The sequence below is a fragment of the Escherichia albertii genome (assembly GCF_028622335.1).
GTDB classification, from domain to species: Bacteria; Pseudomonadota; Gammaproteobacteria; order Enterobacterales; family Enterobacteriaceae; genus Escherichia; species Escherichia albertii.
Genome location: NZ_CP117568.1, coordinates 132,933 through 156,889, shown reverse-complemented (window position 1 = coordinate 156,889; position 23,957 = coordinate 132,933). Strand labels below are relative to the sequence as shown.

The following is a 23,957-nucleotide window of genomic DNA, read 5'->3' as shown; positions in this document are numbered from 1 at the left end:
GCTCTACCTGTTTAGCTGTTTCAATATTGTTTCAAAAGACTTTTCATTGCCTTCAAAAGGTATGACTTGCTTCACCGCTTTTCCAGGGCCTTTACCCTGCGAGTAATCCCATATATTGATGTGTGTGCCTTTTTCAGGATCATAATCAACACGCCAACCAACTTTTCCGTCGCTGGATTGCCGCCCTATGACTTTCCCATTACCAGCGCTGACTTCCAAACGTCCGATAACTGGCTTAGAGTCCGCTCCTAAATTACCTACAAGATCCAATGCCTTGTTTCGAGCAGTTTCCCAGTTTTTCTCTGGCTTGAGGATTTGTTCAATTTTAGGCTGGGAATTCCCTTTAACCTTACTAATTCCCCCAAATGCTGACGCCGCAGCGCTCGCGACTATTCCCGCCTGAACTGCATCCAAACCGTATTCTTCTTGGAGTGCTTCCGAGACTTTGTTGGTCGCGACAACCCCTTCAGCCTGCATTTGCTGCGCAAAAGTCGCCGTCAGATCGTAGACCATTTTGATCGGGATATCTTCACCCAGAGCACGATCTATTGCCTGCTTCACCGCCAGACTGTCAGTCAGTACATCACCGTATTTCTGCTGGCAGGTTGCCGGGCTGGCTGCACAGTCACTGATCAGTTGCTTTTGCTGTGCCGTACTCAACTCTTCGTACTTTTTGATAATACCGCCGCAGTCACCGCCTTTCGCCTGACAGGACTTCATTTCAGCGGACCAAGCATCTATCTGCTTACTGCTCAGATAGTTATTCTCAACAGTCGTCTTACCCGCCTGTGCGCCGGCTACCGCTGCCCCCCCTGAGTCTCCCACCAGGCCACCGGCCAGACCAGCAGCAACCGTTGCCAGTGTCGAGACCGTCTGCTTCTCTGCCTCGCTCAGTTCACTCACCGGCTTACCGTACATCTGTGTGGCTATCATTCCCACCACCTCGCCGGTGGCTGCACCTGCAGCACCGGCAAGAGCGTTATTTCCCTGTGCCACCGCCAGTGCGGCATTCACCACGGCATGGGCGGCCACATTTGCAGCCTTATTCACCTCACCCGTAACCGGGTCTGTGGTCATGGTTTTTACCACTTCAGCCAGATACGGTGCTGCACCACCTGCCAGGGCTGCACTCAGATTACCGCCGGCCAGCCCCTGTACTGCTGCCGTTGCGGCCTGTATCGCCTGCTGGTATTTGCCTCCCGTTCCAAAACCTGAGGCCGCCATACCGTTATTGTAGGCCCGCTGTGCCACATCCTGTTCCGTGTACGGTTTTCCTGCTGCCTCAAGCTCTGCACGGGCCTGGTTCAGTGCTGCCGGGTCCCGCTTCGCTTTCTCACCGGCTATCTGTCCTTCCGTTCTGGCAATATCTGCCACCTGGTTACCAATCTCACCAATGAGTTGCGCCTGCTGCAGTCGCTGCTGCTCTTTTTCCCTGTCAAAGATGGGGGACAGCGTCTGGTTTGCATGTGCTGCGTCACGGTTCAGGTCTGCCACATCCTGTTTCTGGCTCTGCGTATCCCGGATGGTGATATTCCCGGCAGACACTGCCGACTGCGTGGTACTGTCCGCATGGCCTTCATGATTTGCACCGACCAGCAGATTGTTTGCCATGTTCCCTAGGAAATTTCCAGCAACACTGCCACCGGTACTGAGCCCTGTACTCTGATGTTCCGTTTTAAAGTCAGCCCGGTTTTCAATGTCACTGAAGCCCAGTGTGCCGGTATCCAGCCTGTTTTTATCTGCCGTTGCCGTGGACGCAATCACCGCACCGTTCAGTTGCGTATGCTGTCCGGTAGTGACATCAAACCCGCCCCTGCCGGCAAAAATCCCCGTCTGCTCCTGCACACTGTCGTAGTTACTGTGCATTTTATCCCGGCTGAGGTTCACACTCGCCGAACCGCTCATGGACCCGAAAGTGAAGCTGCCTCCGGCGCTGGCATTCTGCTGTTTACTGTCATAACGGTCACTGTCCTGCTCACTGGTCAGTGTCAGATGATGACCGGCATCCACTTTCACCGTTTCACCGCCAGCCTGCGCTCCGGTAAGCGTGGTGTCCCGCCCGCTGATAATGGTCAGCTGTTTTCCCGCATCCACCGTGGTTTCCGTATGGGTGGTTCCGTTGCCTTTTTCACTGCCCTTACCCTGATTCACACTGGCAGACAGACTGAGCCCCGGCCCCCCGGGCCCCACACCGATACCGACACCCACACTGCTGCCACTGGATGTGTTCTTTCCCTCCAGCTTTGACGTGTTTTCTGCTGATACCAGATTCACGTCACGGTTTGCCTGCAGCAGAACGTTGTTCCCAGCCTTTATCTGACTGCCCTGTATCGTCAGGTCACCATCCACGCCCTTCACGCCGGAGCCAGTGGCCTGAATACTGAGGTTATTACCTGCGGTCAGGGCACTGCCCTTCGCCACCGTCTGCTCTGCCCGTTGTTCTGATTTCGAAGACTGACTGCCGTAAGAGAGGCTGACGCCCACTGTGTTATTATTTCCGGCATTGGTTCCCTGCGCTTCAGCCAGTCGTCCGGCCTGCACGGCCTGAGCGCCTGAGAGCGCGGCCTTCACCCCCTGCAGAGCTTCAAGCCGGCTGTTTCCGGCAGATTTCGCCGCCTGCACACTCTCCACCGTCGTGTTCAGGGCGCTGCCCGCTGAGCCGGACAGGGCAAGCGTCAGACCGGAGGTTTTTTGCTCCACCGTATGCGTCTGCACATGCTGGTCTGTGGCGGCGGTAATGCTGACCTCCTTACCACTGAGTGCCATATCCCTGCCGGCAATCAGGTCAGAGCCGTTGACGGTCAACCGGTTACCTGCCTGAAGGGAAACATCACCGTGAACACTCCCCACCGTGCTGCCTTTCTGTGTAGTGTCTGTTGCGGTGTCCGTGACTTTCAGACTCTGACTGCCCATGCTGAATCCCACACCTCCAGAGCTCATCAGTCCGGATTTTTTCTCCTGTTTCAGGTGTGTTTCACGGTTGCTTTCTGTCAGCGTACCGATATTCAGGTTATTTCCGGCAGCCAGGGAGACACGGTTATCCCCGGCCACACTGCTGCCCGTGACGTTCAGATTATGTCCGGCGCCGATACTGATCGTATCTCCGCTCAGTTCACTGCCCGTCACGGTCCGGCGGTCAATGACATCATGCGTGGTTGTGGTGGTTTTCGATAACATCCCGCTGCTGCCGGTCACTTTATGGTATTCATCCAGTGAGCGGGTATTCTGTGCACCAGTCAGCGTCACGTCATGGCCAGCCATCAGGGTCAGGCCTTTCTGAGCCGACAGCGATGCCGCCTGTGATGTCATATCCCGTCCGGCGGTCAGCGTGACATCGCCGTTACCGACAAGCGTACTGCCCGTACTCTGCGTGGCGCCCTGCGACAGACGATTATTTTTATCCCAGATAATATTGTCCTGCGCGGATGTGGTCACTGTGGAGAGTGTCATATCCCTGCCGGCACTGAGTTGCGTCAGACTGTCCTTACCCTGGTTCACCACCGTTGCTGCCGTCAGGTTTATGTCCCGTCCGGCCTGCAGCACCAGTCTGCCCTGGTCATTCTGCACATATACGCCAGCCACACTGTCGATGCTGGTACGTTCAAAATGGTTCTGTCCGGCGTCACTCTGTGCCGTACGAGTGGTGGTGGTCAGACTGATATCCCGTCCGGCCATCGCCAGCAGGCTGTCCGTAGCCTGCAGCAGTCCACCACTACTGTTAATATCCGTCCGTGCCGTCAGGCTGACATTTGCTCCCTGAATGGTGCCGACCTGGTTGTGAATATTATCTGCACTGAGCTGCACGGCCTGTTTCCCGGCCAGTTTACCGCTGTTAAACAGATCACCATCCAGCTTCATCACCATATCCCGGCCCGCAATCAGCGCACCGGCACTGTTCACATCACCGGGTTTTACACGGGCATACACCTGAGGCACCTGAACCGTCTGCGTGCTACCATCCGGCAATGTCACCGTGGTGTTAACCAGCCAGACAATATCACTGGTCAGTAACGCCATCTGCTCTGCGGTCAGTGCTACACCAGGTTTCAGGTTGTATTGCTTACCAAATGCAATACCCGTATCCATTAATGCCTTAAACTGCTCTTCATCACTGCCGTATCCGTCCAGGAACCGTTGCCCGGTCAGGTTGACAACCTGCTCACGAATCAGGCGCTGCTCGTAGAAGCCGTCACCCAGACGTTTGAGCATATTATCTCCATTCTGAGAAAACGCCTTTTGCATGTAATCACTGCCCAACCACTTTTTCTGGTTCGTAAAACGCGGGTCCGTTTCAACCAGATATGGCACATTCACTGCCGGATTCGTTTTAAACAGACTGTTGTCCGGCAGGCGGATATCCGGCCCGGCAACATGGATACTGCCCTGAGGCGTACTGACTTCAAACTGCTGCCCCGGTAACAGAATGACTGGTTCACCGGCTGACACCACCGGACGAAGCGGTATCCGGTCAGTACCGGCTACCGTCGCATCCACATTTCCGGCTTGTCCTGTCTGTACATCTGTCCCCTGTGGCTTCAGCGGAGAAAGCGTGACCTGGCTGCCCTGAATCTGTCCATGGCTGGTGAGTTCCCCCGGCCTCAGCGTGATGGTCTGAATCACGGTGGGTGGCGTGTATTCAGAAGTTTTCTTCCCCTGCTTATCCGTTCCCTTCTTTTTTATACGGTAGTAATACGTGGATGTCCCTGAATCCGTAATATGTCGCTCTCCGCTAATACTGACGTTTTCCACATCACCGGCCCGCATATTCAGCAGACCACCTGCAACAACCTGACTTTTATCATTAAGCAGTTTGTCTGCCACAATCGTCATGCCGGCACCGGACAGAATTTTTCCCGGGTCAGATTCTTTTACCCGGGTTTCTTCTACGGTACGGGTGTAATCGTACTGCGTGAATTTATCTCTGGCGCCTTCCGGTGTATGCAGCTTTTTCAGTGAGTTACTGGAATCGTTACCCACATAAACGCCCGGTTCACCAGCGCTCCAGCGTTTATCTGAACCTCTGAGTTGATATTCCGTTACCTTTTCAGTGGAGACCACCACGCGCTCTGTGGTGAAATGGTCATTCACGTTATTAATGTGCCCGGCACTCAGCGCCAGGTTTCCGGCAGCTTCAATGGTGGCACTGTGGTTATTCAGTACATCGGCCTTACCGATGGTTGCTCCGCTCGCATCAAGTCCACCACCGATATGCATATCTCCCGCACTATAAATCAGACTGTGCGTCCGGTTATTCAGCGTCTGAACGCCCAGATCCACACGCTCACGCCCGGCCAGCGTCGCCGCCACACCATTTTCTTCCAGATTATTAAATGTGGCAGCACTGACACCGACAGCATCGCCGTAGATTCGCCCGGTACCGGAATTCGTCAGGGTGTTCGCCTGAAGACGGGTATATTTCCCGTCTATCAGCCCACGGTTCAGCAGTGTGTCCGTCACTTTAAGCCTGGTCTGTCCGGCACTGATTTCACCTTTCTCTGTGTTTTCAAGGCGGGTGCTGTTCAGGTCAAGCCGCCCGCCCGCCAGCAGGCTGCCGGTATTAGTGACATCTCCATTAACGGAAAGCGTAAGGTTTCCGTTCGCAATAGTCTGACCACTGTTGCTGAACGTTGTGTTACTTTTCAGCGTCATATCGCCCAGCGAAAGCAGTTTCCCGTCACCACCAAGCTGACCGGCATCCACAGATACTGACTGCCCGGCCTTAACCACACCGTCACGGTTCGAAAACGCCAGCTGACGGCCACTGACAGACAATGTCGCGCCGGAAGAGAGCACGCCGTCATTATTACTGAGCGTCCTGTCTGCCATAACCGTAAGCGCCCTGTCTGCCAGAATACTGCCCTCCTGGTTATCAAGGTCCTGCGTCGTGATACGTATCGTCTGCGCTTCCAGTCCCTGATCGGTATTCAGCGTGTGACGGTTGATAAACTGCAGGGCGTTCAGCGTAATGGCAGAACCACTGCGAATCAGACCAGAAACGTTATCTACAACGCCCCGCACACTGTCGAGCAGCATGTCGCCCACAGACTGTACCTGTCCGTGGCTATTCTGCAGGCCTCCCGTATGCAGACAGAGTTCACCTTCACTGACCAGCCGACCACCATCACGGTTATCCAGCGAGGTGGTGCTCAGGTCGCCCGTCGTTTTCGCGCCCACGGTTCCGCCCCGGTTATCCATTGCTCCGGTACTGACGGTCAGTTCCTGCAGGCTGTTCAGCGTACCGTGTCTGTTATCCAGCGTCTGGCCTGCGGTATTAATGCTGATACCCTTCCCCTGAATAAGACCGGACTGATTGTTCAGCGCCAGGCTGTTCCAGCCAAGCAGACCGTTCGCCACTACCTGACCTGATGTATTGTTAACAACGCCTGCGGTCAGAGACAGAGCATCTCCCGATAAAAGCACACCGACGGTGTTGTCCAGTGTTCCGGCATTCAGTGTCATCGGGCCCTGACTGATAACCCCGCCCCGGTCGCCACTGTTACGGTTACTCAGCGTGTCAGCACGGAGATTCAACGATGCTCCGCTCTGTATCAGCCCACTGGCATCATTGCTGATATCTTTCGCGGTGAATGCCAGTGATTGTCGCGCCACAAGTCTGCCACTCTGATTACCAAACCGGGTGACCTCCAGGCTACTGTTACCGTTACTGACCATCGTCCCCTGCTGATTTTCCAGGACATTCAGGCGAGCATTCAGGTTTCCGCCAGCGGCAAGTGTCCCTTCCTGATTCCTGACATCGCCGCCACTCAGCCACATATCCGTCCCGGCCTTCAGAGTCCCTTTCTGGTTCATCAACGTGTCGGATGATACCCGCAGTGACGTCTGGCTTCCCAGCACACCCTGACGATTATCGAGCGTTCCGGCGTTCAGGGTCATATCCTTCTGACCCGCCATAAATCCCTGCTGGTTATTCAGGATACCGGCCCGCACCGTGAGGGTACCGGCGCTACTGATACCACCCCGTGTCTTCGTGTTGCGATTACTGAGTAGCCCGTTCTGTACATCCAGCGTCATGTCACTGCCGGACTGAATCAGCCCGTTATCAGAAGCCAGTTCAGTGCCCGACACAGATAGTGTTTTCTGTGAAAGCAGTCTGCCGGACGTATTATCCAGCGCACCATCCAGCGTCACCGCCAGTTCGCCAGACACCACTGCACCCTTGCGGTTATTCAGACTCCCTGCCGAAATATCCAGTCTTCCGGCAGACTCCATTCGTCCCTCCATATTGCTGACAGTCTGCTGTGTTTTTATCCTGCCCGTCCCGGTGGAGGCTGAAATCAGCCCGTTATCGTTACTCAGCGTCTGTGTGTTAATACGGACGTCACGGCTGGCGATCAGACTTCCCTGGCGGTTATTCACGGCGTCGGTTGTCTTCACCTGCAGGTTGCCTGACTGCGCCGCCTGTACTTTCCCCTTGCGATTATCAAGGCTCCGGGCATCCAGATGCACCGTGCCATTTGCCGCAAGCAGCCCTTCCCGGTTATCCACGCTTCCCGGCAGGCTCAGTGAAAAGTCCCCCGCTCCCGTCTGAATCAGCTTGCCTTTATGATTTGACAGGCTCTGTGCCGATATCTGCAGAGTGTCAGCATTTATCGTACCGCCATTATTGCTGAACTGCCCAACAGTCCGGGCAGAGAGGATACCGGCACTCAGTTGCGCATTTTGTGTGGACAGGTTTCCGCTGGTCGCATCCAGCTCAGTATGTTGTCCCTGTATCCGGCTACTGCTTAAATCCAGCCCCTTTCCCTTAAGATGCATATTTCCGCCAGCCAGGAGCTGTCCATGTGCCGCCAGTTCGCCAGAGGCACTGATGACCAATTCTCCCGTTTTTGCCAGGCGCCCGTCATCTTTTACACCGGCAGCCAGCAGGCTCCGCTCACTCCCTGTCAGGCGCGCAGCCTGAATACGGGTATCACGACGGGATGCCACTGAACCGGTGTGGGTGAATGCACCATCACTCTGTATCTGCGTATCCTGCCCCGCATAAACAGAACCACTGTTATGCAGCTCCCGGGTTGTCGCCAGATGCACATCCGTTTTCGCACTGATACTGCCACTGTTCTCAATACGTCCGTCAGCCGTCAGGGTAACCGCCCCTGCCTGCGCACCAATATGACCGGCGTTACGTACACCCACCCCCGTTTCCGTACCGACAAGACGAATTTTTCCGGCATACATTCCACCAAGGCTGGACACATCCAGCGCCACCTGAGACTTTGAAGATATATCTGCGGCTTTTTTCTCAATCTGCCCGTGCGCGATATCCACATTGTTACGTCCGGTGGTGACTTTCAGGTCCTGCGCCCAGATACCGGCATTAATCTTCACAGACCGGGCAATGATATCGGTATAATCCGTGCGCGAGGCATCCATCCCTTTGCCCGTAACCCGAATCTCACCACGCTCAACATTGAACCCGGTCAGGCTACCGTTTTTCATCTGTGGCTGCCCCGTGGTCAGCGTGGCCCGGTTCGCGTTAATAAAACCGCACCCGTCGCAACTGATGCCGGCCGGGTTCGCGATCACCACCTGTGCCTTTTTCCCGGCGACCTCAACAAAACCGTTCAACTGGCTGGGATTGCGACTGTTCACCTCATTAAGAATTATTCTGGCTTCGCCCTTAGCCAGCCATGGGTTCCCGGCCACCATCCCACCCAGTTGAGTCTGCACATTTTTATGTGAGTTATTCAGAATGACGCCATGGTTACTGACATCAAACTGACTGTATGTGTTATGTGAAACCCCGCCTGCAGAAGGCGTCTGAATATTAATCTGCGGAGTGCCGTTGGCCGTCTGCATAATAGTGGGCTGCTGATGTCCCGGTGCGTTATGGTCTGCCACAATGCCTGCAGCACTGACAGAATGCACTATCCCCGAGGCCAGCCACAGAGAGAATGTAAGCGGCGTGACACGGCAGATGCGTTGCCTGCGTGGATATCCTGTACGGGAAGACGGTGACGAACCGGCACGACCGGAACGGGCAATATCTGCCACCACCATCAGCATCCCCCGAGCTTTATTAAATATGACGCGGTAACAATTTCTGTTCATTCTGATAAACCTGACTTATCTCTCCGGCACATCAACGGCAAGCGGGTGCTGTGCACGCCACCGTCGCGCCTCTTCACGACTGACTTGCGTACCACTGAAATTCATCACCCGTAACCCGGTCTGCTGCCCCCGGTGATATAACGAACGCCAGCACAGACGGGGAAAAATATCCTGCCGGATAAGACGACACATATCCGGCGTATGTCCAAAAGGCGCAATCCAGTCACAGATCCACATCCGATCACCGCTGTTCCAGTCATACTGAGGCATGAGAATTGCCGGCTGCGTAAGATAACGCGCCTCTGCATCCTGGCTGAGCCATGCATAACTCATGAAGAAAATCGGTCGCCCCAGCTCTGTTGCCACCACATACTGTCGGTGCTTAATCACCGGCAACAGCAGGTCCGGCAAAGTATGCAGTGGCGCATCACGATGCAGGGGAGAATGCATCCATAGCCACACTGCCGCCCCCAGCACTTCCGCCTCATTGACCGGCTCACTGGAATACAGGGGGCTCAGAACGTCATATTTCCCGTTACGCATGAGCTTTCCTCAGAAATTCCAGAACAGATTAAAACCGGCTGTCACATCACTCGTCATAAAACCCGCCGGTTTTGAAAACGGGCGACCGATGAAAACGTCATAATCCGTACTGAACAACTGCCCTCTCATCCCCACAACGCCGCCGGCCAGATGACGCCCCACCAGATACTCACTGCCGGCTCCGCCCACCTCGCCGTAATCCATTCCCAGATATAATTCCTGCTCCGGCAGTGGCGTACGCCACGCCAGATCATTGCGGATATACCAGCCGTTACTGGCATTCAGCGTTCGTTCTCCGTCAAAACCACGAACCGTCCAGCGGTTGCCGATAGCGAACTGTTCCTGTGGGGTAAGTGAGGTATTGCTTAGCTGGCGCTGATACTGGAAGGAATAATGAAAAGGTTGTTCTGCCAGTGTAAATGGCAAATTAAAGGATGCATTCATCTGCAGAATCTTACTGAGCGCCGTTGCCTCACCGAATGTTTCTTCCGGTGCCGGCTGTGCGCCAAACCAACGGGTTCCCCGTTGCCAGCTGACGCCGGCATCCAGCGTGGCCTGCGAAATATAATGACGGTGCTGCAGTCCAATCCGCCAGGCTGCTGTCTGTCGGCGTTGCACCTGAATTTCCGTATCATTAATGTAGTTGCGTGATCTGCGAGCCTGAATGTCGTAAGTCAGCACCGTTTTCTGCGCCCCATTACGGTGCAACACCCGGCTCAGTTGTACGCCCAGATTCTGACTCTCGCCACTGTACTGATAATCCTCAACATCACCGGCTATCGTCTGATGATAATCGTAATCACTGGCGGTGACGGAAAACTGCCAGTAGCCGAAAGGCACAGAGTAATGACCGGTGTAGTTTTTACTCCCCTTTCCCCCGTAATGTGGAAAATTGTGGGTGGCAGAAACATACAGCAGGTCACTCAGGGAAAAAGGATTATCCAGATAAAATGTTATGCCGCCGAGATAACGCCCTGTGCTGCGGGTGCCGGAATCATCAAGAGAAAATCCCAGTCGCCAGTATTTATCCTGTTTGCGGGTAATAAGAATGTCGCTTTCCCCTGGCTGCTCGCCAGGCACAATTTCCATATCAGCCTGCACACCCGGCAGTCGCTGCATATTCTCCAGCCCCTGCTCAATGTCCCGTAAATCCAGCAGAGAGCCTTCGTGTGCCGGGAATGAGGAATACAACCGAATATAGTCATCACTGTCCGGTGTCAGACGCACATGTCGCACAACACCGGGAATAATAACCAGCCGGAGGATACCGTTTTTTAAATCCTGCGAAGGTGCCAGAACCCGGGTGGTGACATAACCATAATCGACCAGACGGTTCTGCAATGTACTCATCAGCAGATTAATTCCTTTCGCCCCCAGGCAATGCCCGACCGCCCCGTTGGCGATTTTTTGTAAAGGCAACCAGTGTGGTAACGCATCAGCCCCCTCCAGTTCCGTCTGTTTAATCTGAAAACAGGGCGTTTCAACAGGAAAATTAATCTTACGGGCAAAAGAGCCAGGAGCAGAAAGGCGAACATCAGGGGCTGAAGGCGTCAGTTGTTGTTCAAGAGCTTCCTGACGCTGCTGCTGAATGATAAATGCGTCATCTCCACTACGCCGGACATCAACTGCCTGAAGATATGAAGGCAATAATAAAACAGACATCAGTGTCAGAGATAAAAAGGACGGACAGAACCGAAATACGTTTTGCTCTTCAGATGTCACGCCCCTGCGACATAATTTTCCAACCACATGAAAAACCTTTTATTTATTCTATGCCAACAATCACCCGCCAGCCTCCTGACGATGTCTCACGCCATATTTAACAATGGCACGCTACCGCCCTCCCGAAATTCACTCACATCAACCAGCGCCGGAGCGCTGAGTGAAGGAGCGACGGATTCCTGGAGAGGTTAGTTTTGATTGCCATGGAATAATAACCTGAGATAACACAATTACACAGATACATTGATCAAAAAAAACGTAATAATCAGCTCATTATCCCAATTAATACTGAAAAAACAGCACATCGCAAAATTTATAACTATAGTTAATATAAACTAGTAGAAAATTATTCCTGTGAATGCTTTTAATACAGTTTGTTAGCACAGAAAAGCGCGATTTTTGATTTCAATCATTGAAAATAACGTTACGTGATGATTTAGAAACGTTTAAAAAAGGTAAAAAATAAAAGCTAACAATGAATAATGAACATCACAAAACAAAATACCACAAGATAAAAATATACATAAAAAACATAATATTAATAAAAGCTTCAGAAAAAATGTTGCCTGACTGCCTCAGAGATATCACATAAAATTTAATTAATTGTTAGTATTATAAAAATCTATGTTTGAAGATGTTTATCGAAGGTAAGCCAGCGGCACAGAGGCGATCATAATGCACTTGTCACCGTAACCAGTGTTGAGGGTAAAGAGGGAATTTTATTCAGGAAGACTGCTCGCCTCCCCGTGATGAGAAGCCCAGACAAGAAGCATTTCCGCCAATTTAGTGACAGAAGCGTGTCCAAAAAGTATCTGGGCAAAAGTCATAATTGTATTCAACCAACGATCCCGAATAATACGCTCTACCCTTTCATGACTCGGATCATCCAGTTTAATAACACAGACTATTTTATTGCCCTTCTTTGAAAACAGAACATAATCTATTGCCATACCATTTATTCAGATTACCTGGAGTGGTAACCCGGTACGCAAATCACCTCTGTTAGTAAAATAATACAAAGCCCGGTTTCCCGGGCCTTGAAGACGGGGTCCTTATTAACTGTAAGCGCGTAGCGTCCGCTGGCACAGCGCCGAACGCACGCAATCATCTTTTCCAAATCGGACGATCCCAACCATCTCATCTTCCTCAAAGCGTTCCAGCGCGTCACTTAAGCCGGAGCGTACCCCGCGAGGTAAATCGCATTGCGTGATATCACCGTTGACGATAACCGTCACGTTCTCCCCGAGGCGGGTTAAAAACATTTTCATTTGCGCGGCTGTCACATTCTGCGCTTCGTCAAGAATGACAACTGCATTTTCAAAGGTGCGTCCTCGCATATAAGCGAACGGCGCAATTTCTACCTTCCCTATCTCCGGTCGCAGGCAATACTGCATAAAGGAAGCCCCTAAGCGCCGAACCAGCACGTCATAGACCGGGCGAAAATAAGGGGCAAACTTTTCTGCGATATCGCCAGGTAAGAAGCCAAGATCTTCATCGGCTTGCAGAACTGGACGGGTGACGATAATCCTGTCGACATCCTTATGTATCAGGGCCTCTGCTGCTTTTGCCGCACTGATCCAGGTTTTGCCGCATCCGGCTTCACCTGTAGCAAATATCAGTTGCTTACTCTCAATAGCCTTCAGATAGTGCAATTGCGCTTCATTTCGCGCGAGGATGGGCGAAGTATCGCGACTGTCGCGAGCCATGCCAATGGCTTCTACACCGCTCATCTGCACAAGCGAGGTGACCGATTCTTCTTCACGCTGTTTATGGCTGCGCGAATCTCGTCTCAGCACACGTTTTGCCTCGCGACGAGCTTTGATCACTGCTTTTTGTCTTCCCATGGAGAGCACCTTGAGTTGTTTGTATTCATCACACGTGCCGTTGACGGCACGATTATGCGCACGAACATCAGAGGGTTGGCTTCCTTGTAAGCCATAGTTTTCTTTCGGAAATAACACCGAAAACGGCTACGCGCACCGTTTACGGCGTCGGTAACACAGATAAAGAAAGGAAGTGGGTGAAAATACAGAGTGACGAAGTGGCTACCGGAGGAGAAATCTCCGCGTATCGTGGAGCGTTGATTGTCAAAAACCTGTCCAGAACAGGACGTTATCATTCGCGATCTCCATAGTGACTGAATATCACTGTCGGGAACTACCGCTGTTACTTAAATAAGTACAACATATCTCACATTCATTGCAACAATATATTTACCTATATTTAGCTATAAAACACCAATTTAGTGACATTAGTTTCTATCGGAAAGATGACAGTGTGATGACAGTGGCGAGCAATTTGGGGCGAAATCTGTGTGCTCCTGCCCACAGTCAGGGTGCAAGCCCCCTGGCATCAGGCACCGGAGCACGAACGCCGGATGCGGCGTGAACGCCTTATCCAGCCTACCGATCCGGTACCCATTGCAGGCATGATAAGACACGCAAGCGTCACACCAGGCACCGGAGCACAAACGCCGGATGCGGCGTAAACGCCTTATCCTGCTTACCAATCCGGTACCCATTGTAGGCCTGATAAGACGCGCAAGCGTCGCATCAGGCACCGGAGCACGAACGCCGGATGCGGCGTAAACGCCTTATCCAGCCTACCAATCCGGTACCCATTATAGGCATGATAAGACGCGCAAGCGTCGCATCAGGCACCGGAGCACGAACGCCGGATGCGGCGTAAACGCCTTATCCAGCCTACCGATCCGGTACCCATTGCAGGCATGATAAGACACGCAAGCGTCACACCAGGCACCGGAGCACAAACGCCGGATGCGGCGTAAACGCCTTATCCTGCCTACCAATCCGGTACCCATTGTAGGCATGATAAGGCACGCAGGCATCGCATCAGGCACCGGAGCACGCACGCCGGATGCGGCGTAAACGCCTTATCCAGCCTACCGATCCGCTACCCATTGTAGGCCTGATAAGACGCGCAAGCATCGCATCAGGCACCGGAGCACGAACGCCGGATGCGGCGTGAACGCCTTATCCGGCCTACCAATCCGCTACCCATTGTAGGCCTGATAAGACGCGCAAGCGTCGCATCAGGCACCGGAGCACGAACGCCGGATGCGGCGTAAACGCCTTATCCAGCCTACCAATCCGGTACCCATTGTAGGCATGATAAGACACGCAAGCGTCGCATCAGGCATCAGCGCACGAACGCCTTATCCGCCTAAAAACATTAAACCTGCAATAGCGTCCTTCCCAGATAATCGTCAGTATCCTTCACTCCCGGTAACGCAAAGAAATAACCGCCGCCGATGGGTTTGACGTACTCCTCCAGCGCTTCGCCGTTCAGCCTTTTTTGCACCGTCAGGAAGCCCTTTTCCAGATCATGTTGATAACAGACAAACAGTAGCCCCATATCCAGTTGCCCCGAATTGGTGACTCCCAGCGAATAGCTGTAGCCACGGCGTAGCATCAGACTGGACTCGCTCTCCGGCGTGCGGGGATTCGCCAGCCGGATATGACTGTCCAACGCAATCACCTTCCCTTCTGGATCGCTGGCATAATCCGGCACATCATGTTCGTGCTGCATCCCCAGTGGCGCGCCAGTTTGCTTATCACGACCAAAAATCGTCTGCTGCTCTTTCAGCGGCGTGCGGTCCCAAAACTCAACGCGAAACTGAATCAAACGCACAGCCTGGTAACTACCACCGATAGCCCAGGCAGGTTCCTGCTGATCTGCTGTGACCCACACCACTTTTTGCATCAGCTTCGCATTCTGGCTGTCGGGATTGGCGGTACCGTCTTTGAAGCCCAGCAAATTAATCGGCGTCTCTTTGCCTTTACTACGCGCTGCGTGGTCGGAAATAAACCCTTCCCGCTTCCAGCGCACGCTAAGTAAATCCGGGGTGTGTTTGATGATATCGCGCAGCGCATGGATAACCGTGTCCTGAGTATTGGCGCAAATCTGTAGCAACACATCGCCATGACACAGCGTGGCATCCAGCGAATCGTTAGGAAAACGCGTCATCTTCTGCAATTTTTTCGGCATCTGCGACGCAAGGCCAAAGCGCTCATCGAACAACGAGTGGCCTACCGATAACGTAATAGTGAGATTATCGGGTGCAATGTAGCCGCCGAGAATGCCGGAGTCGAGTGGTGGCAGACGCGGATTTGGCGTTTCTGGCGCCGCTCCGCCCTGAGTCAGAAAAGCAACCCGCTGGGTCAGCAAGCGAAATAGTCGCTCAAGATCGGCTTTATCGCTGGCAAGCACATCAAACGCTACCAGCATCATTGCGGCCTGCTGCGGCGTCAGAATCCCTGCCTGATGTTCGCCATAAAACGGCTGTTTCTCATTACGAGCATCCGGCGAAAGCGTCCCCGGCGCACTTTGCGGTTTTTGTGCATGAGCGACCGGGCAACCTCCCGCCAGTGCCAGTGCCCCAATTCCTTTCAGCAAACGTCGGCGTGACGGTTCATTCACGCCGTTTTCATCTTCATACTGCATAACACTTAATCCAGCCCCAGCACACCACGAAGTTGTGCCAGCTCTTCCGCCAGCACGGTAATCGGCCCTTTCAGCGCGTTACGATCGGCATCGGTCAATTTGTCGTAGGTCTCAAAACCGTCTTTGGTACGGTATTTCGCCAGAATGGTATCGACCTTTTTGAAATTAGCATCGACTTTTGCCAGCAGTTCCGGGTTGGCTTTTTGCAGTTGTGGACGCAGTAAATCGACAATTTTCTGCGAGCCTTCAACGTTAGCCTGGAAGTCCCACAGATCGGTGTGGCTGTAGCGATCTTCTTCACCGCTGATTTTGCTGGCGGCTACTTCTTCAATCAGCCCGGCAGCACCGCCGACCACTTTTGAGGGGGGAAAAGCCAGTTCGCTAATACGTTTTTGCAACTCAACCACATCGGTATAAAGCTGGTCGGCGTACTTATCCATCCCTTTGGTGGTGTTGTCACCAAACAAGGCTTTTTCCAGACGGTGGAAACCGGTGAATTTTGGATCGGCGGCTTTCTGCTCGTAATCATCTTCACGGGCATCAATGCTGCCATCCAGATCGGAGAACAGTTCAGCGATCGGTTCAATACGCTCGTAGTGCTGGCGTGTCGGCGCATACAGCGCTTTCGCTTTTTCGATATCGCCAGCGTTGATGGCGTCGGTAAAGGCCTTAGTGTCGGTCACCAGCTGCGTGGTTTCCGCCATGACATAGGCTTTATATGCAGTAATTGCACCACCAAGACTTAACAACGCATCGCTTTGCGCTGCATCGGCAGTCGCCTCGCCTTTGACAATCAACTTCCCTTTCGGGTTAGTCAGCAGACCACAGGTCATATCGTATTCGCCAGGCTGTAAATTCGCCGTCATCTTCTGGCTAAAACCGGGGGCGATATTTTCCCGCTCTTCCACCACCATCACGCCTTTGAGGATCTCCCACTCCAGCGCCTTCTGGCTGTGGTTCTGAATGATAAATTGCGTTTTCCCGGCGTTAACCGTAATGGTCATCGGTTCGCACTGTTTATCTGTCACAGTGACTTTGACCTGCGGAATATCAGCGGCGTTAGCCATAAAAGCAGAAGAGAACAGCGAAGCCACGCTCAACTGCAATGCGTTACGGCGGAAGTTAATGGTCATGACGAGACTATCCCTTTAAAGTATGTTGTAACTAAGCAAGAGTTTGCGTCGTATTCGTTATGCGGAGCGAGACGCTGTTGCCCCTGCACGTGGCGGCATAGCAAATGCCACCAGCGCCGGGATGAGATAAATAAACCAGACGGCGACTTCGCTGACGCTCGGCGCTTCCTGATAACCAAAAATACCTTCCATCAGCGTACCGAACAGAGAGTGAGTCGAGAGCACCGCGCTCATATCGAAAGCGATTTCCTGGAAGTGGTTCCACAGGCCAGCTTCATGAAATGCACGAATGGCGCCAGCCGCCAGCCCTGCGGCGACGAAGAGAATAAACAGGCTGGTCCATTTAAAAAATGCACCAAGATTGAGGCGAATACCGCCCCAGTAGAGCAGGAAGCCAAGCACCACGGCAGTGGCAAGACCGAGCATTGCGCCGAGCGGCGGCCAAATCCCGACATCTTGTTGAAATGCCGCCAGCAGGAAAAAGACCGACTCCAGTCCTTCCCTTGCAACGGCAAAAAAAACCATCATCACCAGCGCCCAGCCATGATGATTTCCACGCTGTAATGCACTATCGACCGCCTGCTCCAGTTGTACTTTGACATTGCGCGACACTTTGCGCATCCAGAAAACCATCCAGGTGAGGATCACCACGGCGATCACTGCCACGATACCTTCAAACAGCTCCTGTTCTTTTTGTGGGAATTCGCCGGTGGTTTCATTAATGAGGATGCCCAAGCCCAGGCACAACGCAGCGGCAAGCAACACGCCAATCCACATGACACCAATCCATCGGCCTCGCTGGGTACGCTTAAGATAGCTGGCAATCAAACTGACAATCAGCGCGGCTTCAAGTCCTTCGCGCAACATAATAAGAAACGGAACAAACATGCCACCCACCCTTAAACGTTTTTCTGAGTCAATCAATGCAAAGAAAAGTAAATCGCAGTGATAGCGATTATCATTACGGCGAAGAAAAATACAAGCAGAATGTAGTGATAATGATGAGAAAATGTAAAAATATTTTGAGAGAAAACGCAGAGGGCAATCACTGATTGCCCTCTGCCTGCTTCCTGTTATGACGTGGAATTTTTGGTAACACGCCGTCCCTTAGCTTTCCTGCAACCGTGACGGCGGCACCGAATGATAGTGCGCGTCAGCTTCGGCAAAACGTTTTTGCATCGCCGCTGACGGAGCTTTATCCAGCAAACTAAATACCACAATCCCAACGCTGCCGAAGATAAAGCCTGGGATAATTTCGTACAGGCCCAGCCAGCCGAACTGTTTCCAGACGATAACGGTCAGTGCGCCAATGATCATCCCCGCCAGCGCACCGTTGCGCGTCATGCGTGACCACATCACCGAGAACAGCACCACCGGACCAAACGCCGCGCCAAAACCTGCCCACGCATAGCTCACCAGACCCAGCACGCGGTTTTCCGGGTTCGCCGCCAGAGCGATAGCCACCAACGCTACCACCAGCACCATCGCACGGCCTACCCACACCAGCTCTTGTTGGCTGGCATGTTTACGCAGAAACGCTTTATACAGATCTTCAGTAATCGCGCTGGAGCACACCAGCAACTGGCAGCTTAAGGTTGACATCACTGCCGCCAGAATCGCCGACAACAAAATCCCGGCAATCCACGGGTTAAACAATATTTGCGCCAGTTCGATAAACACGCGTTCAGAGTTCTGATTTACCGCCCCGGCAACCGCTGGATTATTGTTAAAGTATGCAATGCCGAAGAAACCGACCGCCACCGCACCTGCCAGGCAGAGGATCATCCAGGTCATACTAATACGACGCGCATGGACAATGCTGTGGTGAGAGTCCGCCGCCATAAAACGCGCCAGAATATGCGGTTGCCCGAAATAGCCCAGTCCCCAGCCCATCAGAGAAATAATGGCGACAAAGTTCAGTCCTTTGAGCATATCGACGTTTTCAATATTCTTTTGTTTGATGACTTCCAGCGAATCGCCAAAGCCGCCGACGCTGATAATCACAATCACCGGCGTCAGGATCAGGGCGAAAATCATCAGGCTGGCCTGTACGGTATCAGTCCAACTGACGGCAAGGAAACCACCGATAAAGGTATACAGGATGGTTGCCGCCGCGCCCGCCCACAGTGCGGTTTCATAGCTCATGCCGAAAGTGCTTTCAAACAGGCGAGCGCCTGCCACAATGCCCGAGGCACAATAAATAGTGAAGAACAGCAAAATAACCAGCGCAGAAATAATACGCAAAATACGGCTTTTATCTTCAAAACGTCCGGTGAAATAATCTGGCAGCGTTAAGGCGTTATTGTTGTATTCGGTATGTACACGCAATCGCCCGGCTACCAGTTTCCAGTTAATCCATGCGCCTAATGTCAGGCCAATAGCAATCCAGCTTTCGGAAATCCCGGAAAGAAATACCGCGCCAGGCAGACCCATTAATAACCAGCCGCTCATATCTGACGCGCCCGCCGATAATGCCGTCACAAATGGCCCAAGGCTGCGTCCTCCCAGAATATAGTCGTCAAAATTTTTGGTTGATCGCCAGGCGATAAACCCAATCAATATCATGCCAAAGATATAGACACAGAATGTCACCAACATCGGTGTGCTAATAGCCATCTAAAGTCTCCAAAAAATTATTATCGGCAATGTCGAAACGCCGTTATAGCCATTACCGGAACGAGGTAATGGTGTTATTTATGCCAGGGCGACCGTATCCTGCCGGAAGCTCGGGGTATTCACAATCGATTTAACATATCATTTACATCAAATTTTATTAACCAGCGATACTATTTTTCATCAGGTTGCACTCCATCACATTTTTCGTGGTTGCACCTTTCAAAAATGTTAACTGCCGCAGAGAAAAAGTCTGCATTATTTTTTTATTCCCCGTCATATCGATTTCTTTTATTAACATTTCATTCATTTTTAAGCTTGCAATACAGGTCACATTTAACAAGGTTGCACAAAGTTGCAACATAATAGATATTTCATAACAACACTTCGCTATACCTTTAAGAACAACAGGAGTAATGGCATGGGAACCACCACCATGGGGGTTAAGCTGGACGACGCAACGCGTGAGCGTATTAAGTCAGCCGCGATACGAATCGATCGCACACCGCACTGGTTAATTAAGCAGGCGATTTTTTCTTATCTTGAACAACTGGAAAACGGCAATGCGCTACCAGAGTTGCCTGCGCTGCTTTCTGGTGCAGCTAATGAGAGCGATGAAGCGCCGAATCCGGCGGATGAACCCCATCAGCCTTTTCTCGACTTTGCCGAGCAAATATTGCCCCAGTCGGTTTCCCGCGCCGCCATCACCGCTGCCTATCGCCGCCCGGAAACAGAAGCCGTTTCCATGTTGCTGGAACAAGCTCGCCTGCCACACCCCGTTGCAGAACAGGCGCATAAACTGGCGTATCAGCTGGCAGATAAACTGCGTAATCAAAAAACCGCCAGCGGTCGCGCAGGCATGGTTCAGGGGTTATTGCAGGAGTTTTCGCTGTCATCGCAGGAAGGCGTGGCGCTGATGTGTCTGGCGGAAGCATTGCTGCGTATTCCCGACAAAGCCACCCGCGACGCCCTAATTCGCGACAAAATCAGCAATGGTAACTGGCAGTCACACATTGGTCGTAGCCCGTCACTGTTTGTTAATGCCGCCACCTGGGGGCTGCTGTTTACCGGCAAACTGGTTTCTACCCATAACGAAGCCAGCCTCTCCCGCTCGCTGAACCGCATTATCGGTAAGAGCGGCGAACCACTGATCCGCAAAGGCGTGGATATGGCAATGCGCCTGATGGGCGAGCAGTTCGTCACGGGCGAAACCATCGCGGAAGCATTAGCCAACGCCCGCAAGCTGGAAGAGAAAGGTTTCCGTTACTCATACGATATGCTGGGCGAAGCCGCACTGACCGCAGCGGACGCACAGGCGTATATGGTTTCCTATCAGCAGGCGATTCACGCCATTGGTAAAGCGTCCAACGGTCGCGGTATCTATGAAGGTCCGGGCATTTCAATCAAGCTGTCGGCGCTGCATCCGCGCTACAGCCGCGCCCAGTATGACCGGGTAATGGACGAGCTTTATCCACGTCTGAAGTCATTAACCCTGCTGGCGCGTCAGTACGATATTGGTATCAATATTGACGCCGAAGAGGCCGATCGTCTGGAGATCTCCCTCGATCTGCTGGAAAAACTCTGTTTCGAGCCTGAACTGACAGGCTGGAACGGCATCGGTTTTGTTATTCAGGCTTACCAGAAACGTTGCCCACTGGTGATTGATTACCTGATTGATCTCGCCACCCGCAGCCGTCGCCGTCTGATGATTCGCCTGGTGAAAGGCGCGTACTGGGACAGCGAAATTAAGCGTGCGCAAATAGACGGCCTCGAAGGCTATCCGGTTTATACCCGCAAGGTGTATACCGACGTTTCTTATCTCGCCTGTGCCAAAAAGCTGTTGGCGGTGCCGAATTTAATTTATCCGCAGTTCGCGACGCACAACGCCCATACGCTGGCGGCGATTTATCAACTGGCGGGTCAGAACTACTATCCGGGTCAGTACGAGTTCCAGTGCCTGCACGGTATGGGCGAGCCACTGTATGAGCAGGTCACCGGGAAAGTTGCCGACGGCAAACTTAACCGACCATGTCGTATTTATGCCCCGGTTGGTACACATGAAACTCTGCTGGCGTACCTGGTGCGTCGCTTGCTGGAAAACGGCGCCAACACGTCGTTTGTTAACCGTATTGCCGATACATCTTTGCCACTAGATGAACTGGTTGCCGATCCGGTCGCAGCCGTAGAAAAAATGGCACAACAGGAAGGGCAAACTGGATTACCGCATCCGAAAATTCCCCTGCCGCGCGATCTTTACGGCCACGGGCGCGACAACTCGACAGGGCTGGATCTTGCCAATGAACACCGACTGGCCTCGCTCTCCTCTGCCCTGCTCAATAGTGCACTACAAAAATGGCAGGCCTTGCCAATGCTGGAACGACCGGTCGCGGCAGGTGAAATGTCGCCCGTTATCAATCCGGCGGAACCGAAAGATATTGTTGGCTACGTTCGTGAAGCCACACCACGTGAAGTGGATCAAGCGCTGGAAAATGCCGTCAATAACGCGCCAATCTGGTTTGCCACTCCTCCGGCTGAACGTGCGGCGATTTTGCACCGCGCTGCCGTGCTGATGGAAAGCCAGATGCAGCAATTGATTGGTATTCTGGTGCGTGAAGCCGGAAAAACCTTCAGTAACGCCATTGCCGAAGTACGCGAAGCGGTCGACTTTCTCCACTACTACGCCGGACAGGTGCGGGATGATTTCGCTAACGAAACCCATCGCCCCTTAGGGCCTGTGGTATGTATCAGTCCGTGGAACTTCCCGCTGGCGATTTTCACCGGGCAGATTGCCGCCGCACTGGCAGCAGGTAACAGCGTACTGGCAAAACCGGCAGAACAAACGCCACTGATTGCTGCGCAAGGGATCGCCATTTTGCTGGAAGCGGGTGTACCGCCGGGCGTAGTGCAGTTGCTGCCAGGTCGGGGTGAAACCGTGGGCGCGCAACTGACGGGCGATGAGCGCGTGCGCGGGGTGATGTTTACCGGTTCAACCGAAGTCGCCACATTACTGCAACGCAATATCGCCAGCCGTCTGGACGCACAGGGCCGCCCTGTTCCGCTCATCGCTGAAACCGGCGGCATGAACGCGATGATTGTTGACTCCTCCGCCCTGACTGAGCAGGTCGTCGTCGATGTACTGGCCTCGGCCTTTGACAGCGCAGGCCAGCGTTGTTCGGCACTGCGTGTGCTGTGTCTGCAAGATGAAATTGCCGACCACACGTTAAAAATGCTACGCGGCGCAATGGCTGAGTGCCGAATGGGTAATCCGGGGCGCCTGGCCACCGATATCGGTCCGGTGATTGATAACGAAGCGAAAGCCAATATTGAGCATCATATTCAGACCATGCGTAGCAAAGGCCGCCCGGTGTTCCAGGCGGTACGGGAAAACAGCGAAGATGCCCGTGAATGGCAAAGCGGTACTTTTGTCGCCCCGACGCTGATCGAACTGGATGATTTTGCCGAATTGCAAAAAGAGGTCTTTGGTCCGGTGCTGCATGTGGTGCGCTACAACCGTAATCAACTACCAGAATTAATCGAGCAGATTAACGCTTCCGGCTATGGCCTGACGCTCGGCGTCCATACGCGTATTGATGAAACCATTGCCCAGGTCACTGGCTCGGCGCATGTCGGTAATCTGTATGTTAACCGTAATATGGTGGGCGCAGTGGTTGGGGTACAGCCATTCGGCGGCGAAGGGTTGTCCGGCACCGGGCCGAAAGCAGGCGGTCCGCTTTATCTCTACCGCCTGCTGGCGAATCGCCCGGCAAGCGCGCTGGCGGTGACGCTCGCGCGTCAGGATGCAGAGTATCCGGTCGATGCGCAGTTGAAAACCGCATTGACTCAGCCACTGAATGCACTGCGGGAATGGGCGGCAAACCGTCCAGAATTGCAGGCGTTATGTACGCAATATAGCGAGCTGGCGCAGGCAGGAACACAGCGATTGCTGCCAGGGCCGACGGGTGAGCGCAACACCTGGACGCTGCTGCCGCGTGAGTGCGTGTTGTGTATTGCGGACGATGAACAGGATGCATTAACTCAGCTCGCCGCCGTGCTGGCAGTGGGCAGCCGGGTACTGTGGCCGGATGACGCGTTGCATCGTCAGCTAGTGAAGGCATTGCCATCGGCAGTCAGCGAACGTATTCAACTGGCGAAAGCGGAAAATATAACCGCTCAACCGTTTGATGCAGTTATCTTCCACGGTGATTCGGATCAGCTTCGCGCATTGTGTGAAGCGGTTGCCGCGCGAGATGGCGCAATTATTTCGGTGCAGGGTTTCGCCCGTGGAGAAAGCAATATCCTTCTGGAACGGCTGTATATCGAGCGTTCGCTGAGTGTGAATACCGCTGCTGCCGGGGGTAACGCCAGTTTGATGACGATCGGTTAAGCAGGTAGCCGGAGGATGTTGTTACCTCC

The 23,957-nt window shown here is 53.1% G+C and carries 10 protein-coding genes and 4 pseudogenes; 1 reads left to right on the top strand and 13 read right to left on the bottom strand.

Annotated features, from left to right (window positions below):
- Nucleotides 1–3: 3 nt before the first annotated feature.
- The 13 genes and pseudogenes from PS053_RS00700 to PS053_RS00650 form a co-directional block, all read right to left on the bottom strand.
- A complete protein-coding gene (locus PS053_RS00700) occupies nt 4–7,230 on the bottom strand; it encodes a hemagglutinin repeat-containing protein (protein ID WP_370649599.1) in 7,227 nt (2,408 codons plus the stop codon).
- 165 nt (nt 7,231–7,395) lie between these two features.
- Nucleotides 7,396–7,806: pseudogene (locus tag PS053_RS23115) on the bottom strand (hypothetical protein); the annotation flags it as partial.
- Between the two features lie 78 nt (nt 7,807–7,884).
- Nucleotides 7,885–9,069: pseudogene (locus PS053_RS23110) on the bottom strand (two-partner secretion domain-containing protein); the annotation flags it as partial.
- Nucleotides 9,070–9,084: 15 nt separating this feature from the next.
- The gene (locus tag PS053_RS00695; RefSeq protein WP_054410868.1) at nt 9,085–9,612 is read right to left on the bottom strand and encodes a toxin-activating lysine-acyltransferase; all 528 of its coding nucleotides are present in this window, start codon (nt 9,610–9,612) and stop codon (nt 9,085–9,087) included.
- A 9-nt stretch (nt 9,613–9,621) separates the two neighbouring features.
- Nucleotides 9,622–10,701: a ShlB/FhaC/HecB family hemolysin secretion/activation protein gene (locus PS053_RS00690; protein ID WP_231932512.1), complete on the bottom strand. Its 1,080-nt coding sequence runs from the start codon at nt 10,699–10,701 to the stop codon at nt 9,622–9,624.
- Nucleotides 10,684–11,274, bottom strand: a pseudogene (locus PS053_RS00685) (POTRA domain-containing protein); the annotation flags it as partial. The pseudogene PS053_RS00685 and the gene PS053_RS00690, both read right to left, overlap by 18 nt.
- 779 nt (nt 11,275–12,053) lie before the next feature.
- A pseudogene (locus PS053_RS00680) lies at nt 12,054–12,290 on the bottom strand (DUF2726 domain-containing protein); the annotation flags it as partial.
- A 99-nt stretch (nt 12,291–12,389) separates the two neighbouring features.
- Nucleotides 12,390–13,178 (bottom strand): phosphate starvation-inducible protein PhoH, encoded by a 789-nt coding sequence (gene phoH / locus PS053_RS00675; protein WP_000533535.1) that lies wholly within the window; start codon nt 13,176–13,178, stop codon nt 12,390–12,392.
- Between the two features lie 1,348 nt (nt 13,179–14,526).
- The gene (gene efeB, locus PS053_RS00670; RefSeq protein ID WP_256879320.1) at nt 14,527–15,798 is read right to left on the bottom strand and encodes an iron uptake transporter deferrochelatase/peroxidase subunit; all 1,272 of its coding nucleotides are present in this window, start codon (nt 15,796–15,798) and stop codon (nt 14,527–14,529) included.
- 5 nt (nt 15,799–15,803) lie between these two features.
- On the bottom strand, nt 15,804–16,931 hold the full coding sequence (efeO, locus tag PS053_RS00665) for an iron uptake system protein EfeO (RefSeq protein WP_059276929.1): 1,128 nt from the start codon (nt 16,929–16,931) through the stop codon (nt 15,804–15,806).
- A gap of 57 nt (nt 16,932–16,988) precedes the next feature.
- Nucleotides 16,989–17,819 (bottom strand): iron uptake transporter permease EfeU, encoded by an 831-nt coding sequence (gene efeU, locus PS053_RS00660; RefSeq protein WP_000497962.1) that lies wholly within the window; start codon nt 17,817–17,819, stop codon nt 16,989–16,991.
- 219 nt (nt 17,820–18,038) lie between these two features.
- Nucleotides 18,039–19,547, bottom strand: a complete 1,509-nt coding sequence (putP, locus tag PS053_RS00655) for a sodium/proline symporter PutP (RefSeq protein ID WP_044709679.1) — start codon at nt 19,545–19,547, stop codon at nt 18,039–18,041.
- A gap of 157 nt (nt 19,548–19,704) precedes the next feature.
- The gene (locus tag PS053_RS00650; protein ID WP_256879321.1) at nt 19,705–19,908 is read right to left on the bottom strand and encodes a hypothetical protein; all 204 of its coding nucleotides are present in this window, start codon (nt 19,906–19,908) and stop codon (nt 19,705–19,707) included.
- Nucleotides 19,909–19,965: 57 nt separating this feature from the next.
- On the opposite strand from PS053_RS00650, the gene putA reads away from it, so the two are divergent.
- On the top strand, nt 19,966–23,928 hold the full coding sequence (gene putA / locus PS053_RS00645) for a trifunctional transcriptional regulator/proline dehydrogenase/L-glutamate gamma-semialdehyde dehydrogenase (RefSeq protein WP_256879322.1): 3,963 nt from the start codon (nt 19,966–19,968) through the stop codon (nt 23,926–23,928).
- Nucleotides 23,929–23,957 lie beyond the last annotated feature (29 nt).

What these genes read in the sequence shown, in the direction of transcription:
- PS053_RS00650 (WP_256879321.1), bottom strand. Translation starts at nt 19,908, where the DNA reads ATGTTGCAACTTTGTGCAACCTTGTTAAATGTGACCTGTATTGCAAGC.
- putA (WP_256879322.1), top strand. Translation starts at nt 19,966, where the DNA reads ATGGGAACCACCACCATGGGGGTTAAGCTGGACGACGCAACGCGTGAG.
- PS053_RS00700 (WP_370649599.1), bottom strand. Translation starts at nt 7,230, where the DNA reads ATGGAGTCTGCCGGAAGACTGGATATTTCGGCAGGGAGTCTGAATAAC.
- putP (WP_044709679.1), bottom strand. Translation starts at nt 19,547, where the DNA reads ATGGCTATTAGCACACCGATGTTGGTGACATTCTGTGTCTATATCTTT.
- PS053_RS00690 (WP_231932512.1), bottom strand. Translation starts at nt 10,701, where the DNA reads ATGGAAATTGTGCCTGGCGAGCAGCCAGGGGAAAGCGACATTCTTATT.
- efeB (WP_256879320.1), bottom strand. Translation starts at nt 15,798, where the DNA reads ATGCAGTATGAAGATGAAAACGGCGTGAATGAACCGTCACGCCGACGT.
- phoH (WP_000533535.1), bottom strand. Translation starts at nt 13,178, where the DNA reads ATGGGAAGACAAAAAGCAGTGATCAAAGCTCGTCGCGAGGCAAAACGT.
- efeU (WP_000497962.1), bottom strand. Translation starts at nt 17,819, where the DNA reads ATGTTTGTTCCGTTTCTTATTATGTTGCGCGAAGGACTTGAAGCCGCG.
- PS053_RS00695 (WP_054410868.1), bottom strand. Translation starts at nt 9,612, where the DNA reads ATGCGTAACGGGAAATATGACGTTCTGAGCCCCCTGTATTCCAGTGAG.
- efeO (WP_059276929.1), bottom strand. Translation starts at nt 16,931, where the DNA reads ATGACCATTAACTTCCGCCGTAACGCATTGCAGTTGAGCGTGGCTTCG.